Origin of the sequence: Saccharothrix variisporea, assembly GCF_003634995.1 — a bacterium.
Taxonomy (GTDB): Bacteria; Actinomycetota; Actinomycetes; order Mycobacteriales; family Pseudonocardiaceae; genus Actinosynnema; species Actinosynnema variisporeum.
The window spans coordinates 7,726,585-7,742,974 of the sequence record NZ_RBXR01000001.1 but is presented as its reverse complement, the minus strand read 5'-3'; the positions used below and the strand labels follow the sequence as shown (position 1 = coordinate 7,742,974).

General features: G+C 72.0%; 14 protein-coding genes. All 14 read right to left on the bottom strand.

Annotated elements, in window-relative coordinates:
- Positions 1-398 precede the first annotated feature (398 nt).
- The 14 genes from DFJ66_RS35450 to pyrR all read right to left on the bottom strand — a co-directional run bounded on the left by DFJ66_RS35450 (position 399) and on the right by pyrR (position 16,337).
- Complete coding sequence (locus DFJ66_RS35450) at positions 399-2,387, bottom strand: phosphocholine-specific phospholipase C (RefSeq protein WP_121227928.1); 1,989 nt, start codon at positions 2,385-2,387, stop codon at positions 399-401.
- A 30-nt stretch (positions 2,388-2,417) separates the two neighbouring features.
- On the bottom strand, positions 2,418-3,776 hold the full coding sequence (locus tag DFJ66_RS35445) for a hypothetical protein (RefSeq protein WP_121227926.1): 1,359 nt from the start codon (positions 3,774-3,776) through the stop codon (positions 2,418-2,420).
- Positions 3,769-4,971, bottom strand: coding sequence for a methionine adenosyltransferase (metK, locus tag DFJ66_RS35440; protein WP_170199858.1), 1,203 nt, complete (start codon positions 4,969-4,971; stop codon positions 3,769-3,771). Before metK ends, DFJ66_RS35445 begins: the two co-directional genes overlap by 8 nt.
- A 62-nt stretch (positions 4,972-5,033) precedes the next feature.
- Entirely contained in the window at positions 5,034-6,272 is a 1,239-nt protein-coding gene (gene coaBC / locus DFJ66_RS35435; RefSeq protein ID WP_121227924.1) for a bifunctional phosphopantothenoylcysteine decarboxylase/phosphopantothenate--cysteine ligase CoaBC, read from the bottom strand.
- Complete coding sequence (rpoZ, locus tag DFJ66_RS35430) at positions 6,269-6,547, bottom strand: DNA-directed RNA polymerase subunit omega (RefSeq protein WP_015103666.1); 279 nt, start codon at positions 6,545-6,547, stop codon at positions 6,269-6,271. The genes coaBC and rpoZ overlap by 4 nt, the downstream gene beginning before the upstream one ends.
- Before the next feature lie 65 nt (positions 6,548-6,612).
- Positions 6,613-7,215 (bottom strand): guanylate kinase, encoded by a 603-nt coding sequence (gene gmk, locus DFJ66_RS35425; protein ID WP_121227922.1) that lies wholly within the window; start codon positions 7,213-7,215, stop codon positions 6,613-6,615.
- Complete coding sequence (gene mihF, locus DFJ66_RS35420) at positions 7,212-7,529, bottom strand: integration host factor, actinobacterial type (RefSeq protein ID WP_033427832.1); 318 nt, start codon at positions 7,527-7,529, stop codon at positions 7,212-7,214. Before mihF ends, gmk begins: the two co-directional genes overlap by 4 nt.
- 304 nt (positions 7,530-7,833) lie before the next feature.
- Entirely contained in the window at positions 7,834-8,652 is an 819-nt protein-coding gene (pyrF, locus tag DFJ66_RS35415; RefSeq protein WP_121227920.1) for an orotidine-5'-phosphate decarboxylase, read from the bottom strand.
- Positions 8,649-11,948 (bottom strand): carbamoyl-phosphate synthase large subunit, encoded by a 3,300-nt coding sequence (gene carB, locus DFJ66_RS35410; protein ID WP_121227918.1) that lies wholly within the window; start codon positions 11,946-11,948, stop codon positions 8,649-8,651. Before carB ends, pyrF begins: the two co-directional genes overlap by 4 nt.
- A 1-nt stretch (position 11,949) precedes the next feature.
- Positions 11,950-13,077, bottom strand: a complete 1,128-nt coding sequence (gene carA / locus DFJ66_RS35405) for a glutamine-hydrolyzing carbamoyl-phosphate synthase small subunit (protein WP_121227916.1) — start codon at positions 13,075-13,077, stop codon at positions 11,950-11,952.
- Positions 13,074-13,559 carry a PH-like domain-containing protein gene (locus tag DFJ66_RS35400; RefSeq protein ID WP_121227914.1) on the bottom strand — a complete coding sequence of 162 codons (486 nt, stop codon included), beginning with the start codon at positions 13,557-13,559 and terminating at the stop codon, positions 13,074-13,076. Before DFJ66_RS35400 ends, carA begins: the two co-directional genes overlap by 4 nt.
- Entirely contained in the window at positions 13,556-14,839 is a 1,284-nt protein-coding gene (locus DFJ66_RS35395; RefSeq protein WP_121227912.1) for a dihydroorotase, read from the bottom strand. The genes DFJ66_RS35400 and DFJ66_RS35395 overlap by 4 nt, the downstream gene beginning before the upstream one ends.
- The gene (locus DFJ66_RS35390) at positions 14,836-15,768 is read right to left on the bottom strand and encodes an aspartate carbamoyltransferase catalytic subunit (RefSeq protein ID WP_121227910.1); all 933 of its coding nucleotides are present in this window, start codon (positions 15,766-15,768) and stop codon (positions 14,836-14,838) included. Before DFJ66_RS35390 ends, DFJ66_RS35395 begins: the two co-directional genes overlap by 4 nt.
- Positions 15,765-16,337 (bottom strand): bifunctional pyr operon transcriptional regulator/uracil phosphoribosyltransferase PyrR, encoded by a 573-nt coding sequence (gene pyrR, locus DFJ66_RS35385; protein WP_121227908.1) that lies wholly within the window; start codon positions 16,335-16,337, stop codon positions 15,765-15,767. The genes DFJ66_RS35390 and pyrR overlap by 4 nt, the downstream gene beginning before the upstream one ends.
- Between the last annotated feature and the right edge of the window lie 53 nt (positions 16,338-16,390).

The following is a 16,390-nucleotide window of genomic DNA, read 5'->3' as shown; positions in this document are numbered from 1 at the left end:
CACACCGAGCCACCGCCGCCCGCGGACCCGAACAGCCGCCGGCCCACACCTGCCACCGGCCCACACGTGCCACCGGCCCGCGCCAGCCGCCAGCCGCCAGCCCACGCCAGCCGCCAGGCCACGCAGCCGCCAGCCCCACGCCAGCCGCCAGCCCACGCCAGCCGCCCGCCAGCCCACGCCAGCCGCCCGCCAGGCCACGCCGGCCGCCCGCCAGGCCACGCCGGCCGCCAGGCCACGCCGGCCGCCAGGCCACGCCGGCCGCCAGGCCACGCCGGCCGCCAGGCCCACGCCAGCCGCCAGCCGCCAGCCCACGCAGCCACCGGCCCGCCGCGCCAGCCACCGGCCCACCGCGCCAGCCACCGGCCCACCGCGCCAGCCGCCGCACCGGCGGGCCGGGGTCAGCCGGAGATGCTTTCGCGGCCGTTTTCCACGTGGCCGGCGAGGCGGCGGTGGAAGGGGCCGTTGTGGATGGTCAGGTCGTACCAGCCGTGGTGGAAGGCGGTCAGCCAAGGGAGGGTTCGGCGTTTGCCTGGGCGGACGGTCACCTTGAAGTTGCGGCCGTCGCCGGTGACCTCGAAGGTTTCGTCGTGGTCTCCGGTGTTCGCCAAGGTGATCGTCAGGACGCGGCTGTGGCCGTTCACGGACGACTCCACCGCGACCCGCTCCCCCGCCTCGCCAGCGAACTCCCGCCGGAAGCCGTTGGGACCCAGCACGGTGAAGCGGTACGCCGACGTGAACGGCACGGTGAAGTCCTGCGGGGTCGAGACGTCGAAGTGGACGGGGTGCTCGAACTCGCCCCGGTACGGGTACAGGGCCAGGTGTGCGCTCGACTGCCCGCTGTTGCGCAGCGACAAGCGCACGCTGCCGTCCACCACGCGCCCGGTCACCTCCGGCTGGTACGGCAGCGGCCGGGCCGGGCGGGTGCCTGGTTCCTGGGTGGGCATGTGCTGGTCGGCGGGCGGGGTGGGGCGCCAGCGTGGGGTGGCGGGTGGGACGGGGCCCGGCGCTGCCACGACCGGGCGCGTGCCTCGGCGGGTGAAGTCGAAGGCCGACGTGAGGTCACCCGAGACGCGGCGGCGCCAAGCGGAGATGTTGGGTTCCGCCACGTCCAGCCAGCGTTCCAGGAAGCGGGTGTTGGACGTGTGGTCGAAGATCTCCGAGCAGACGTAGCCGCCCGCGGTCCACGGGGACACGACGGTCATGGGTACGCGTGGGCCCAGGCCCAAGGGGCGGTCGCCTACGTACTCGTCGGTCACGCCGAGAGGTGGGCGCGGGGGCGGGACGTGGTCGAAGTAGCCGTCGTTTTCGTCGTAGGTGATGAACAACGCGGTGGTGTCCCAGACCTCCGGGACGGACGCGAGGGCGTCCAGGACCTGGTAGGTGATCGACGCGCTGGCGGCGGGGGACGAAGCGCCGGGGTGTTCGGAGTCCACCGAGGACGGGACCAGGTAGGAGACGGCGGGTAGCCGGCCGGACTCGACCGCGGCGCGGAACTCGGCGCCCAGGGTGCCGGGGCGGACGCGGTGGAGCGCGCGGTCGTAGAGGGCACGGTCCGGAGGGGACAGTTGGGCGACGCCGGAAGCCAAGCCCGCCAAAAGGTCTTGCGGGTTGGGCGAGCGGAAGACGTCGGCGTAGAACGAGTCCAGGGACTTGTGCGAGCCGCGCAGGGCCTTGCGGGCGATGTCCTTGAAGCGGGTGAAGAACTCCAGGTTGTTGTCCTGGTAGTTGTCCCATTCTTGGAACACCTGCCATGACACGCCGGCTGCGGAGAGGCGCTCGGGGTAAGTGGTCCACGTGTAGCCGGGGTGGGTGTCCTCGGCGTACGCGGAGTTGCCGACGGCCCGTGCGCCGGACGCCTCGAAGCCGGTGTAGCCGCTCACCCAGTAGTTCCGGTTCGGGCTGGTCGACGACGGCACGGAGCAGAAGTACGCGTCGCACAACGTGAACGTGTCCGCCAGCTCGTGGTGGAACGGCAGGTCCAAGCGGTCGTAGTAGGCCATGGTCGCGGGCGTCTTGGCGGGCACCCAGTTGTCGTGCCACCCGCCGCGCAGCGCCCGGTGGCCGCCGTCCCAGCTGTGGTCGAGGTCGCCGATGTACTGGATGTCCCGCGTCCCGCGCGCCTCGCGCACCGAGAACGGCAGCACGCCGGACTGGTTGAACACCCCGTCCAGGGCGTTGCGGTCGGAGAAGCCGCGCACCCCGCGCAGGGTCCCGTAGTAGTGGTCGAAGGACCGGTTCTCCTGCATGAGCAGCACGACGTGCTTGATCGCCGACAGGCCACCGCGCCGGGGTTCGCGCGCCAGCGCCTCGTGCACCGAGGGCGGCAGCAGGGAACCCGCGGCGCCCAGTCCGGCGGCGGTGAGGAGGGTGCGACGCGAAACCGACATGGCCGAGGTTCTATCGGCCGCAGATGAACCTCAGGGGTTCTTGCGCACGAGCCCGGTGAAACCCGCGACGAACAGCGTGGCGAACGCCCAGGCCAGCAGCTGCAACACCCAGGTGGAGACGACGATCGCGGAGCCGAGGCCGGTGGACGTGGAGATCTGGCACTTCACGCCCTCGGGTTTGGCCAGCGGGGTCACGGCGTTCAGCGCGTGCCCGATCTGGTCGACCGTGGAGCAGGAGCGCACCAGACCGGCCGGGCCGGCGACGCCCGCGACCAGGAGCACGGCCGTCAGCAGGGTGCCGAGCAGCCACACCAGGGCCATCGCCGGGCGGTAGCCGTAGCCGACGGTCGCGCCGGTCACCCGGTGCCACAGCCGTCCCCACCCCGACAGGCGTCCGCGCCGCAGCAAGTCGCGCTGCTGTGCCACGCGGATGCGCCGCACGTCCCGCTCGTGGCCGGCGGCCTGGTGAGCGGCGGCGAGTTGGAGGTAGGGCTGGCTGGCGTAGGAGGGCGTGCGTGTGGCGAGCATGTCCAGCCACTCGTCCACGGTCGCGTCGCGCGGCACGCCCGCGTAGGTCAGGCCGTCGAGGTCGATATCGCCGTGCAGCAGGGACGGCGAGAACAGGATCTCCATGCCCGCCCGGACCTGCTTGACGTCCAACGCGATCGGCCCGCGCAGCGTGCACCCCCGCACCACGAGCTGACCGCCCAGCCGCGCCCCGCGGATGCGGACCGCCGCGACCCGGTCGGAGGTGGTGACGGCCTCGAACCCCTCGCCGAGGAACAGGTTCTCCTCGACCTGGAGGTCCACGCCGAGCAGCGCGGAGTCGGCCGCGGACACCCGGCTGCCGTGGCAGCGCACGCTGCCGCCGATGCGGGCGCCGTCGAGGCGAACGGTCCCGGAGGCACGCATGTCGGTGAGGAACAGGTGGCTGCCGGTGCGCAGTTTGGTGGCGTGCACCGAGTAGTCGACGCCTTCCAGGACCGATCCGCGCAGGCTGACGTGCGCGCCGACCTCGGCCTCGCCCAAGTCGAGCGCCCAGCCGTCTGCGCAGGTCAGCCGGGCGTTCTGGAGCAGCAGGTAGTGGTCGAGCTTGAGCCACGGCGCGGACACCGAGGACGCGACCAGGCCGCTAAGGTCCAGCGACGCGAACCGGGACCGGTCAAGCAGGACCGGCCCCTCGACCACGCAGTCGCGCAGCACGAGGGGCCGGGACACCCGCACGTCGGACAGGTCGAGCTGCCCGGAGATGCGCGCGCCGCTGATCCGGAGACCGCGTTGATCGAGCTCGTCGGTCAACAGCTCCCGGATCAGCGACGCGGGTACTTCCTGGTCGGTCAGGTCCACGGCCTCGCCGCGGACCAACCGGTCCGCTGAACCGTCACGCACCCGCGGCCGCGCGCAGGGCGTCGGCGCGGTCGGTGTTCTCCCACGGCAGGTCGACGTCGGTGCGGCCGAAGTGGCCGTACGCGGCGGTCGGCGCGTAGATCGGGCGCAGCAGGTCCAGGTCGCGGATGATCGCGGCCGGGCGCAGGTCGAAGACCTCGCCGATGGCCTGCTGGATCTTGGTGGGGTCCACGGTCTCGGTGCCGAAGGTCTCCACGAACAGGCCCACCGGCGCGGCCTTGCCGATCGCGTACGCGACCTGCACCTCGATGCGGGTCGCGAGACCGGCGGCGACGGCGTTCTTGGCCACCCAGCGCATCGCGTACGCGGCGGACCGGTCCACCTTCGACGGGTCCTTGCCGGAGAACGCGCCACCGCCGTGGCGGGCCATGCCGCCGTAGGTGTCGACGATGATCTTGCGGCCGGTCAGGCCGGCGTCACCCATCGGGCCGCCGATGACGAACCGGCCGGTCGGGTTGACCAGCAGGCGGACGTTGGAGGTGTCCAGGCCCAGCTCGGCGATCTCGGGCGTGACCACGTGCTCGCGGATGTCGACGCCGAGCAGCTTCTCCAGGTCGATGCCGTCGGCGTGCTGCGTGGACACGACCACGGTGTCCAGGCGGACCGGCTGGTCGCCCGCGTACTCGATGGTGACCTGGGTCTTGCCGTCGGGGCGCAGGTAGGGCACGGTGCCGTCCTTGCGCACGGCGGTCAGCCGCCGGGACAGGCGGTGCGCCAGCGCGATCGGCAGCGGCATCAGCTCCGGCGTGTCGGTGCACGCGTAGCCGAACATCAGGCCCTGGTCGCCCGCGCCCTGCTTGTCGATCTCGTCGCCGGCGCCCTCGACGCGCTCCTCGTAGGCGGTGTCGACGCCCTGCGCGATGTCGGGGGACTGCGAGCCGATGGCCACGTTCACGCCGCAGGAACGACCGTCGAAGCCCTTGGCCGACGAGTCGTAGCCGATCTCGAGGATCTTCTCCCGGACGATCGACGGGATGTCCGCGTAGGTCTCCGTGGTGACCTCACCGGCCACGTGCACCTGGCCCGTGGTGATCAGCGTCTCCACGGCCACCCGCGAGCGGGGGTCCTTGGCCAGCAACGCGTCGAGGATCGAGTCGCTGATCGCGTCGCAGATCTTGTCCGGGTGCCCCTCGGTCACCGACTCACTGGTGAACAGCCTGCTGCTGTGCTGGCTCACGGCACTCCCTATCTGGTTTCCATGCGGTCGTAAAAGCTTATCGGGCGTCGGCGCCCGGACTGTCATCGTCGAGCGGAAGGGGCCACGGCGTCCCACACTGCGGACGCCAGGCGGGCTTTGGACCCGTGTGGCAACGGGGTCTCGGCGCCGTCGGCCGACAGCAGCCAGCCCGCGTTGTCCTCGACCTCGAACGCGCGACCGTCGCCGACGGCGTTGACGACGAGCCAGTCGCAGCCCTTGCGCTTGAGCTTCGCGCGACCGTACTCCAGGACGTCGGACTCGCCGTCGCCGGTCTCGGCGGCGAAGCCCACCACGACCTGACCGGGGCGGCGCGCGGCGACCAGCTCGGCCAGGATGTCGGCGTTGCGGGTCAGGGCCACGGGGTCGGGGTCGCGGTCGGTCTTCTTGATCTTGTGCTCGGCGCTGTCCACCGGCCGGAAGTCGGCCACGGCGGCGGCCATCACGACGACGTCGGCGGCCTTCGCGACGAAGTGCATCGCGTCGCGCAGCTCGGCGGCGGTGCCCACGCGCTCCAGCTCGACGCCGGCGGGGGTGGCCAGGTCGGCGGTGTGCGCGGCGACCAGCGTCACGCGCGCGCCGCGCTGGGCGGCGACCCGGGCCAGCGCGTAGCCCTGGCGACCGGAGGACCGGTTGCCCAGGAACCGCACGGGGTCCAGCGGTTCACGGGTCCCGCCGGCGGAGATGGCGACGTGGACGCCTTCGAGGTCGCGGGGCAGCGCGTCGGGGCGCTCCAGCAGCAGCCGGGACAGCTCCACGATCTCGCTGGGCTCGGGCAGCCGGCCCTTGCCGGTGTCCTTGCCGGTCAGCCGCCCGCTGGCGGGCTCGGCCACGATCACGCCGCGCGAGCGCAGCAGCGCCACGTTCGCCCGCGTCGCCGGGTGCTCCCACATCTCGGTGTGCATCGCCGGGACCAGCAGGACCGGGCAGCGCGCGGTCAGCAGCGTGTTGGTGAGCAGGTCGTCGGCCAGCCCGTGGGCGGCCTTGGCCAGCAGGTTGGCCGTGGTCGGGGCGACGACCACCAGGTCGGCCTCCTGGCCCAGCTTCACGTGCTGCACCGACGGCACGTCGGAGAACACGTCGGCGTGCACGGGCTGCCCGGACAGCGCCTCGAACGTGGCCGCGCCGACGAACTTCAGCGCACCGTCCGTGGGCACGACCCGCACGGAGTGCCCGGACTCGGTGAGCCGGCGCAGCACCTCGCAGGCCTTGTACGCGGCGATGCCCCCACCCACCCCGAGCACGACCCGGGGCTTGGTGGGGGCGGCAGAACCCTCGGTCACTCGCCCTCGGTGTGCTCGAGGAGACCCGCGTGGATCTCCCGGAGCGCGATCGACAGCGGCTTCTCGCGCGGGCCCGGCTCGACCAGCGGGCCGACGTACTCCAGCAGGCCCTCGCCGAGCTGCGCGTAGTAGTCGTTGATCTGCCGCGCCCGCTTGGCCGCGTAGATCACCAGCGCGTACTTCGAGCTGACCTGCTCGAGCAGGTCGTCGATCGGCGGGTTGGTGATGCCCTCCGGAGAACCCGACAGCGGGCCCAGCTCGGTGTGCGTGGTCACTCGTCAACGCTCCTGCGGTTGGTTGTGCAAAGCGGGTGGCGTCCTCAAGCCGCCGCGAGCGCGCGTCAACGCGCGTCAGGCGCTGGGCCGACCACCAAGTGTAGCAAGCGCGTGGCGGCGGACTTCACGTCGTCGTTCACGACGACCTGGTCGAACTCCGGCTCGGCCGCCAGCTCCTCGCGGGCGATCTCCAGCCTGCGCGCCACCACGGCGGGGTCCTCGGTGCCGCGGCCGGTCAGCCGCCCCACCAGGTCCTCCCAGGACGGGGGCGCGAGCATGACCAGCTGGGCCTCCGGCATGGCCGCCCGGACCTGGCGCGCGCCCTGCAGCTCGATCTCCAGCAGGGACGGCAGGCCCGACGCCAGCGCCGCCAGGACGGGGGCGCGGGGGGTGCCGTAGCAGTTGCCCGCGAACTCGGCGTGCTCGAGCAGTTCGCCGTTGTCCACCATCTTGTCGAACTCGGCCCGGTCCACGAAGTGGTAGTGGACGCCGTCGACCTCGCCCGGCCTCGGCTTCCGCGTGGTCACCGAGACGCTGAAGTGCACGTCGGGCCCCATGCGCCGCAGCTCGGCCAGCACGCTGGACTTGCCGACGCCGGAGGGCCCGCTCAGGACGGTGAGGCGGGGCCGGACGCGCGCGCCCGACCCCGCCCCGGTGCCATCAGTCACTCGCCGCTGAACTCGGTGAGCAGCGCCTTGCGCTGCCGCTCGCCGAGGCCGCGCAGCCGACGGCTCGGAGCGATCTCGAGCCGCTCCATGATCTGCTGCGCGCGAACCTTGCCGACGCCCGGAAGGGCCTCGAGCAGCGCGGACACCTTCATCTTGCCAAGGACCTCGTCGCTCTCGGCGGCCTTCAGCACGTCCGTCAGGGTCGTGCCGCCACGCTTGAGGCGCTCCTTGAGCTCAGCCCGAGCGCGACGAGCGGCAGCAGCCTTCTCCAGCGCTGCGGCCCGCTGCTCCTCGGTAAGCTGGGGAAGGGCCACGATTTCCTCCGTGGTGTGGGAATTTCAATTCTGTTTCGGTGCCGCGACCGTACTCCAAGCGCAATTGCCTGGGCGCAACGTGGTCCCAGTCAGGTGAAACTTCTTCCAGCGCCTGGTTGCCGCGGCGGGTGGTAGTAGTACCAACACCCCCCGACGTCTCCGCCACCGCCACCGGTAACGCCCTGCGCACGACCTGTGTGGTATGCGCTCGATGGGGTATGGACCCGTCGGTGGCCTGGACCGTACCAGGCGGCGTTTGCGCAGGTGAGCGGACACCGCAAAGCGTGTCGCGATTTGATGGTGATCACATCGCGAGGGAGTCCCCGACGCGCCGGGCCGCAGACCGCAACAATGCGGAGTCGGGGCCGTGCTTGAGGACGTCCCGGGAGCTGGTCGGCAGCACCCCGGGCAGGTCGTCGCCGAAGAGCCTCCGCAGGTCCGCCACGGTCGCGCCCTGGGCGCCGAAGCCCGGCGCCAGGACGTATCCGTGCAGGTCAGACAGGTCGAGGTCCAGTTCGGCCAGAGTCGCGCCGACGACCAGCCCGACGTCCCCGAGCGGCTCCGCGCCCGCGTTGCGGCGGGCCGCCTCATCCACCACCGACTGCCCGACGGAGCCCCCGGAGGGGACCTCCGCGCACTGCACGGAGGCCCCTTCCGGGTTGGACGTGCGGGCGAGCACGAACACGCCGCGCCCGCTCGCCCGTGCGGCTTCGAGCGCCGGGTCCAACGAGCCGAACCCGAGGTAGGGCGACAGGGTGACGGCGTCCCCGGCCAACGGCGAGCCGTCGGACAGGTACGCCGCCGCGTAGGCCGCCATGGTCGACCCGATGTCGCCGCGCTTGGCGTCCACCAGGGTGAGCGTCCCGGAGTCCCTGAGGCCCTCCAGGACGCTTTCCAGCACCGCCACGCCCTTCGAGCCGTACGCCTCGAAGAACGCCGCCTGCGGCTTCACCAGGGCCACGTGGCCGCCGAACGCCTCGACGCAGGTCAGGGCGAACCGCTCCAGCCCGGAGACGTCCCGGGGCAGGCCCCAGGCGTCCAGCAGGCCGGGGTGCGGGTCGATGCCCACGCAGAGCGGTCCGTGCGCGGAGACGGCCCGGGAAAGCCGCTGGGCGAAACTCATCCCTCACCCCGCAGCGCGGCCTGGAGGGCCTGGAGCGGCCGGACGCCGATGTCGCCCCGGATGGCCGCCTCGATGCCGTGCACGGCCGCCGCCGCGCCCTGGATCGTGGTGACGCACGGGATGTCCTTGGCCACCGCCGCCGTGCGGATCTCGTAGCCGTCCACGCGCGGCCCGCTGTTGCCGTACGGGGTGTTGATGATCATGTCGACGTGCCCGTCGAGGATGGCGTCGACGATGTTCTTCTCGCCCTCGAAGTGCTTGCGGACGACCGTGCAGGGGATGCCGTTGCGCCGCAGCACCTCGGCCGTGCCCTCGGTGGCCAGCACCTCGAAGCCCAGGTCGGCCAGCCGCTTGACCGGGAAGATCATGGCCCGCTTGTCCCGGTTGGCCACCGACACGAACACCCGGCCCGACGTGGGCAGGGAGCCGTAGGAGGCGGTCTGGGACTTGGCGAAGGCGGTCCCGAAGGACACGTCGATGCCCATGACCTCGCCGGTGGACTTCATCTCCGGCCCGAGCAGCGAGTCCACCCCGTGGCCCTCCGGCGTGCGGAACCGGTGGAAGGGCAGCACGGCCTCCTTGACCGCCACCGGCGCGTGCTGGGGCAGCTTGGCGCCGTCGCCGGTGGCCGGCAGCAGGCCCTCGGCGCGCAGCTCGGCGATGGTCGCGCCGAGCATGATCCGGGCCGCCGCCTTGGCCAGCGGCACCGCCGTCGCCTTGGACACGAACGGCACCGTGCGGGACGCGCGCGGGTTGGCCTCCAGGACGTAGAGGACGTCGTCCTTGAGCGCGTACTGGACGTTGAGCAGGCCGCGCACGCCGATGCCCTCCGCGATGGCCCGGGTGGACCGGCGGACGTTGTCGATGTCGGTCTCGCCCAGCGTGATCGGGGGCAGGGCGCACGCCGAGTCGCCGGAGTGCACGCCGGCCTCCTCGATGTGCTCCATCACGCCGCCGATGAACACGTCCTCGCCGTCGAACAGGGCGTCCACGTCGATCTCGATGGCGTCGTCGAGGAACCGGTCGACCAGCACCGGGTGCTCCGGGGAGACCTCGGTGGCGCGGGCGATGTAGCTCTTCAGCGACTCCTCGTCGTAGACGATCTCCATGCCCCGGCCGCCCAGCACGTAGGACGGGCGGACCAGCACCGGGTAGCCGATCTCGTCGGCGATCTTCTTGGCCTGCGCGAACGAGGTGGCGGTGCCGTACTTCGGCGCGGGCAGGCCCGCGTCGGTGAGCACCTGGCCGAACGCGCCCCGGTCCTCGGCGAGGTGGATGGCGTGCGGCGGGGTGCCCACGACCGGGACGCCCGCCTCCTCCAGCCGCCGCGCCAGGCCCAGCGGGGTCTGGCCGCCCAGCTGCACCACGACGCCCGCGACCGTGCCCGAGCGCTGCTCGGAGTGCACGACCTCCAGCACGTCCTCGAAGGTCAGCGGCTCGAAGTACAGGCGGTCGGAGGTGTCGTAGTCGGTGGACACGGTCTCCGGGTTGCAGTTGACCATCACCGTCTCGTACCCGGCGGCCCGCAGCGCCATGGCCGCGTGCACGCACGAGTAGTCGAACTCGATGCCCTGGCCGATGCGGTTGGGGCCCGAGCCCAGGATGAGCACCTTGGGCTTGTCGCGCTGCTCGGTCACCTCGGTCTCGGCCTCGGGGTCGAGCTCGTAGGCCGAGTAGTGGTACGGGGTGCGCGCGGCGAACTCGGCGGCGCAGGTGTCGACGGTCTTGTAGACCGGCCGCACGCCCAGGCGGTGCCGCAGGTTGCGCACGCCGTCCTCACCGGCCAGCTCGGGCCGCAGGGCCGCGACCTGCCGGTCGGACAGGCCCGCCCGCTTGGCCTTGCGCAGCAGGTCCGCGCCCAGCACGGGGGCGTTCTCGATCTCCCGGCGCAGCTCCACCAGCCAGGCGATCTGCTCGATGAACCACGGGTCGATCCTGGAGGCCTCGTACGCCTGCTCGATGGTCGCGCCCAGCCGCAGCGCGCGCTCCAGCGTGTAGAGGCGACCGTCGTGGCCCTTGCGCAGGGCCTCCAGAGTGGACTCCAGCGTCTCTTCCGGGTCCGGGGTGGTCCAGAAGCCGCCCGCCTTGGTCTCCATGGACCGCAGCGCCTTGCCGAGCGCTTCGATGAAGCTGCGGCCGATGGACATCGCCTCGCCGACGGACTTCATCGTCGTGGTGAGCGTCCGGTCCGCGCCGGGGAACTTCTCGAAGGCGAACCGCGGCACCTTCACCACGACGTAGTCCAGCGTCGGTTCGAAACTGGCCGGGGTCTCGCCGGTGATGTCGTTGCGGATTTCGTCGAGCGTGTAGCCGATGGCCAGTTTCGCGGCGATCTTGGCGATCGGGAAACCGGTCGCCTTGGACGCCAGCGCCGACGAGCGCGACACGCGCGGGTTCATCTCGATGACGACCATGCGGCCGTTGTCGGGGTTGAACGCGAACTGGATGTTGCAGCCGCCGGTGTCCACGCCGACCTCGCGGATGACCTTGATGCCGACGTCGCGCATCTGCTGGAACTCGCGGTCGGTCAGCGTCATCGCGGGCGCGACGGTCACCGAGTCGCCGGTGTGCACGCCCATCGGGTCGATGTTCTCGATGGAGCACACGACCACGACGTTGTCGTTGCGGTCGCGCATCAGCTCCAGCTCGTACTCCTTCCAGCCGAGCACGCTCTCCTCGATCAGCACCTCGGTGACCGGGGACTCCGCGAGGCCGGTGGCGGCCAGCCGCTCCAGCTCGTCGGGGGTGTGCGCCATGCCCGAGCCGAGGCCGCCCATGGTGAACGACGGCCGGATGACCACCGGGAGGCCCAGCTCCGCGACGGTCTCGCGGACCTCCTCCATGGTCTTGCACACCGCGCTGCGCGGGACCTCGGCGCCGATCTTGCGCACGATGTCCTTGAACATCTGCCGGTCCTCGCCGCGCTGGATGGCGTCGATGTCCGCGCCGATCAGCTCGACGTCGTACTTCTCCAGCACGCCCCGCTCGTGCAGGGCGATGGCGGTGTTGAGCGCGGTCTGGCCGCCCAGGGTCGCCAGGATGGCGTCCGGGCGCTCGGCCGCGATGACCTTCTCCACGAACTCCGGGGTGATCGGCTCGACGTAGGTGGCGTCGGCGAACTCCGGGTCGGTCATGATCGTCGCGGGGTTGGAGTTGACGAGGCTGACCCGCAGGCCCTCCTCGCGCAGCACGCGGCACGCCTGGGTGCCGGAGTAGTCGAACTCGCAGGCCTGGCCGATGACGATCGGGCCGGAGCCGATGACGAGCACGTGCTTGAGGTCGGTCCTCTTCGGCATGTCAGCGCCCCTCACCCATCATCGTCACGAACTCGTCGAACAGCGGAGCGGCGTCGTGCGGACCGGCCGCCGCCTCCGGGTGGTACTGCACGCTGAACGCGGGCACCTCCAGGGCGCGCACGCCCTCGACCGTGCCGTCGTTCGGGCAGTAGTGGCTGAGCTGGACGCGGCCGAAGTCGGAGACGAACTCCTCCCCCGGCTCGCCCTCCAGCGCGAACCCGTGGTTCTGGGCGGTGATGGCCACCTTGCCGGTCGCCACGTCGATGACCGGGATGTTGATGCCCCGGTGGCCGTAGCGCATCTTGTAGGTGTCTCGGCCCAGCGCGCGGCCCAGGATCTGGTTGCCGAAGCAGATGCCGAACAGCGGCACCTTGCGGTCCAGGACGTTGCGGGTCAGCTCCACGGCGTGCGCCTGGGTGGCGGGGTCGCCGGGGCCGTTGGACAGGAACACGCCGTCCGGCTTCACCGACAGGACGTCGTCCACCGTGGAGGTCAGCGGCAGGACGTGCACCTCGATGCCGCGCGCGGCCATCATGCGCGGGGTGTTGGACTTGATGCCCAGGTCCAGCGCGGCCACGCGGAACCGGCGCTCGCCGATCGCGTCGACCACGTACGGCTGCGGCGTGGTGACGTCGCCCGCCAGGTCGGCGCCCTTCATCTGCGGGGAGGTGCGGACGCGGTCCAGCATCTCCTCGACGCTGCCGAGCTCGTCGCCGGAGAACACGCCCGCGCGCATCGCGCCCTGCTCGCGCAGGTGGCGGGTCAGCATGCGGGTGTCGATGCCCGCGATCCCGACGACGCCCTGGCGCACCAGCTCGTCGTCCAGGCTGCGCTTGGACCGCCAGTTCGACGGCACCCGCGCGGGGTCGCGCACCACGTACCCGGCGACCCAGATGCGGCTGGACTCGTCGTCCTCGTCGTTCCAGCCAGTGTTGCCGATCTGCGGCGCGGTCTGCACCACGATCTGGCGGTGGTAGGAGGGGTCGGTCAGCGTCTCCTGGTACCCGGTCATGCCGGTGGAGAACACCACCTCGCCGAGGCTCGCGCCGATGGCGCCGTAGGACTCGCCTCGGAACACGCGGCCGTCTTCGAGGACCAGCGCCGCGGCTGTCGTTGCCGGAGAAGTCACTTGCGGCCTCCCAGTGCCTGCACCCACTGCTCGTACACGTCCTTGTCGTCGCCGCGGAACCCGGTGTCGAAGGTGTGCCCCTCGAGCTGCCAGCGGACCACCAGCAGGCCGTCCGGGCCCATCACCTTGCCCGCGAGGCCGCGGGCGGTGCGGGCGTCCAGGACGTCCTCCAACGGGATCCACATCGGGCTCGCGCCGGTGCGCTCGACCAGCACACCGGTGTCGGTCAGCTTGAGCGTCGCCTCGGCGCGGTGGCCGATGTCGCCCACGGCGACCCGGTCCTGCCAGTTGTCGCCGATGGTCGTGCCCACGTACACGCCGGTCGTCTCCAGCGTCGCCGCGCCGGGGGCGGCGGGCGGCTGGGGGAAGGCGGGCAGCACCGCGCTCTGGCGCTTCGCGCGGTTGTGCCAGCCGCGCCACATGCCGTACAGGCACAGCGCGAACACGGCCAGGATCGCCAGGGACAGCAGCACGCGGGTCATGCGGGGATCCTTCCGCCGGTCGCCGTCACGCGCCCGCGCAGGAGGGTCGCCACGACCCGGCCGGGCAGCTCCATGCCCTCGAACGGGGTGTTGGCGGCGATGCTGGCCAGCTCCGCGCCCCGCACGGTCCAGCGGGCGCCAGGGTCCACCAGGACCAGGTTCGCGGGCTCGCCCACCTCGATCGGCCGGCCCTGGTCGGGCAGCCCGGCGATGGCGGCGGGCCGCTCGCTCATCACCCGCGCGACCCCGCGCCAGTCCAGCAGACCGGTCTCGACCATGGTCTCCACGACGATGGACAGGGCGGTCTGGAGGCCGAGCATGCCGGGGCGGGCGGCGGACCACTCGCAGTCCTTGTCCTGCACGGCGTGCGGGGCGTGGTCGGTGGCGACGCAGTCGATCGTGCCGTCGGCCAGCGCCTGCCGCAGCGCCTCCACGTCGGTGCTCGTGCGCAGCGGCGGGTTGACCTTGTTGACCGGGTCGTAGGTCTCCAGGCGCTCGTCGGTCAGCAGCAGGTGGTGCGGCGTGACCTCGGCGGAGACCTTCGTGCCCCGGGCCTTGGCCCACTTCAGCACGTCGGCGGTGCCCGCGGTGGACACGTGGCAGACGTGCAGGCGGGCGTCGACCTGCTTGGCCAGCAGGCAGTCGCGGGCGACGATCGCCTCCTCGGCGGCGGCCGGCCAGCCCTGGAGGCCCAGGCGCGAGGCCTGCTCGCCCTCGTGGGCCTGCGCGCCCACGGTCAGCCGGGGCTCCTCGGCGTGCTGCGCGACGACCACGTCCAGCGCCTTGGAGTACTCCAGCGCGCGGCGCATGATCAGCGGGTCGTGCACGCAGTGGCCGTCGTCGGAGAACACCCGGACACCGGTCTTGGCCATCGTGCCCAGCTCGGCGAGCTTCTCGCCCTTGAGGCCCACGGTGACCGCGCCGACCGGGTGGACGTCCACCAGGCCGACCTCACGGCCCCGGCGGGCCACGTGCTCGACCACGACCGCGTTGTCCGCGACCGGGTCGGTGTTGGCCATCGCGAAGACCGCCGTGTAGCCGCCCAGCGCGGCGGCCCGGGAGCCGGTCTCGATGGTCTCGGTGTCCTCGCGACCCGGTTCCCGCAGGTGGGTGTGCAGGTCGACGAAGCCGGGGAGCAGAACCGCGCCGTCGCCGTCGATGACCTCGGCGTCTCCCGACTCCGGGGACCCGATCTCCGCGATGACGCCGTCGCGGACGAGCACGTCCACGGGATCGCCTTCGCCGTACGGCCGTACTCCCCTGATGATCAGGGTGTTCACGCGGTCTCCTCCTCGTGGGCAAGCAGGTGGTAGAGGACGGCCATGCGCACGTGGACGCCGTTGCGCACCTGGTCGGTGATGGCCGCGCGCGGCGAGTCGGCGACCGACGAGGCGATCTCCATCCCGCGCAGCATCGGACCGGGGTGCAGCACCACGGCGTGGTCGGGCAGCAGGGCCAGTCGGCGCTCGTTGAGGCCGTAGGCGATCGAGTACTCGCGGGCGGACGGGAAGAACCCGCCGTGCATCCGCTCGGCCTGCACGCGCAGCAGCATCACGGCGTCCTGGCTGGGCAGGTCGGCGTCCAGGTCGTGCGACACCGTGACCGGCCAGCGCTCGACGCCCGCGGGCAGCAGGGTCGGCGGGGCGACCAGCGTGACGTGCGCGCCCAGGGCCGTGAGCAGGTGGACGTTCGAGCGGGCCACCCGGCTGTGCAGGACGTCGCCGACGATCGCGATCCGGCGGTCACGCAGCTCACCCAGGCGCTCGCGCAGGGTGGCCGCGTCCAGCAGGGCCTGGGTGGGGTGCTCGTGCATGCCGTCGCCGGCGTTCACCACGGACGTGCCGGTGTGCTTGAGCCAGTCGGCCAGCCGGTGGGCCGCGCCGGACGCCGGGTGCCGCACGATGACGCAGTCCGCGCCGGCCGCGGCGAGGGTCAGCGCGGTGTCCCGCAGCGACTCGCCCTTGCTGACGCTGGACCCCGACGAGGACACGTTGACCACGTCCGCGCTCATCCACTTGCCCGCGATCTCGAAGCTCACGCGGGTGCGGGTGGAGTTCTCGTAGAACATCGTGATCACGGTCCGGCCCCGCAGGGTCGGCAGCTTGCGCACCTCGCGGCCCTCGAGGGACTGCTTGAGGTTCGCGGCCGTGTCCAGGATCGCGGTGGCGTCCGCCGGGTCGATGCCCTCGGTGGACAGCAGGTGCCTCACCGCAGCACCACCCCGTCCCGCTGGTCGAACTCCTCCAGCAGCACGTGGACCTCCTCGGACCGGGCGGTGGGGACGTTCTTGCCCACGTAGTCCGCGCGGATCGGCAGCTCGCGGTGCCCCCGGTCGACCAGCACCGCCAGCTGCACGGCGCGGGGCCGGCCGTGGTCGCGCAGGGCGTCCAGGGCGGCGCGGATCGTGCGGCCGGAGAACAGGACGTCGTCGACGAGGACCACCAGGCGGTCGTCGATGCCGCCTTCGGGCAGCCGGGTGGCCTCCAACGGACGAGTGGGGCCCCGGCGCAGGTCGTCCCGGTAGAGCGTGACGTCGAGGGTGCCGGTGGGTACCGCCACCCCGCTGAATTCGCGGATCCTGCCCGCGAGACGGCGGGCGAGGGGCGCACCCCGGCTCGGAATCCCCATCAGGACTACTTCGGGTGCGCTGGGTGCATCGAGAGCTGTCTTCTCGATGATCTGATGGGCCATTCGGGCGACAGTGCGCGCGACGTCGCCGGCCGACAGGAGCTCGCGCTCCCCGGCCGGGTCCGTCGCGCCACGTTGACGTGGCGCCACGGTTGGACCTCCTTCCCCGCCTCGCTGGACGGGTCCTTAAAGGACGTCGGACA

What these genes read in the sequence shown, in the direction of transcription:
- DFJ66_RS35400 (WP_121227914.1), bottom strand. Translation starts at nt 13,559, where the DNA reads ATGACCCGCGTGCTGCTGTCCCTGGCGATCCTGGCCGTGTTCGCGCTG.
- carB (WP_121227918.1), bottom strand. Translation starts at nt 11,948, where the DNA reads ATGCCGAAGAGGACCGACCTCAAGCACGTGCTCGTCATCGGCTCCGGC.
- DFJ66_RS35450 (WP_121227928.1), bottom strand. Translation starts at nt 2,387, where the DNA reads ATGTCGGTTTCGCGTCGCACCCTCCTCACCGCCGCCGGACTGGGCGCC.
- pyrF (WP_121227920.1), bottom strand. Translation starts at nt 8,652, where the DNA reads ATGAGTTTCGCCCAGCGGCTTTCCCGGGCCGTCTCCGCGCACGGACCG.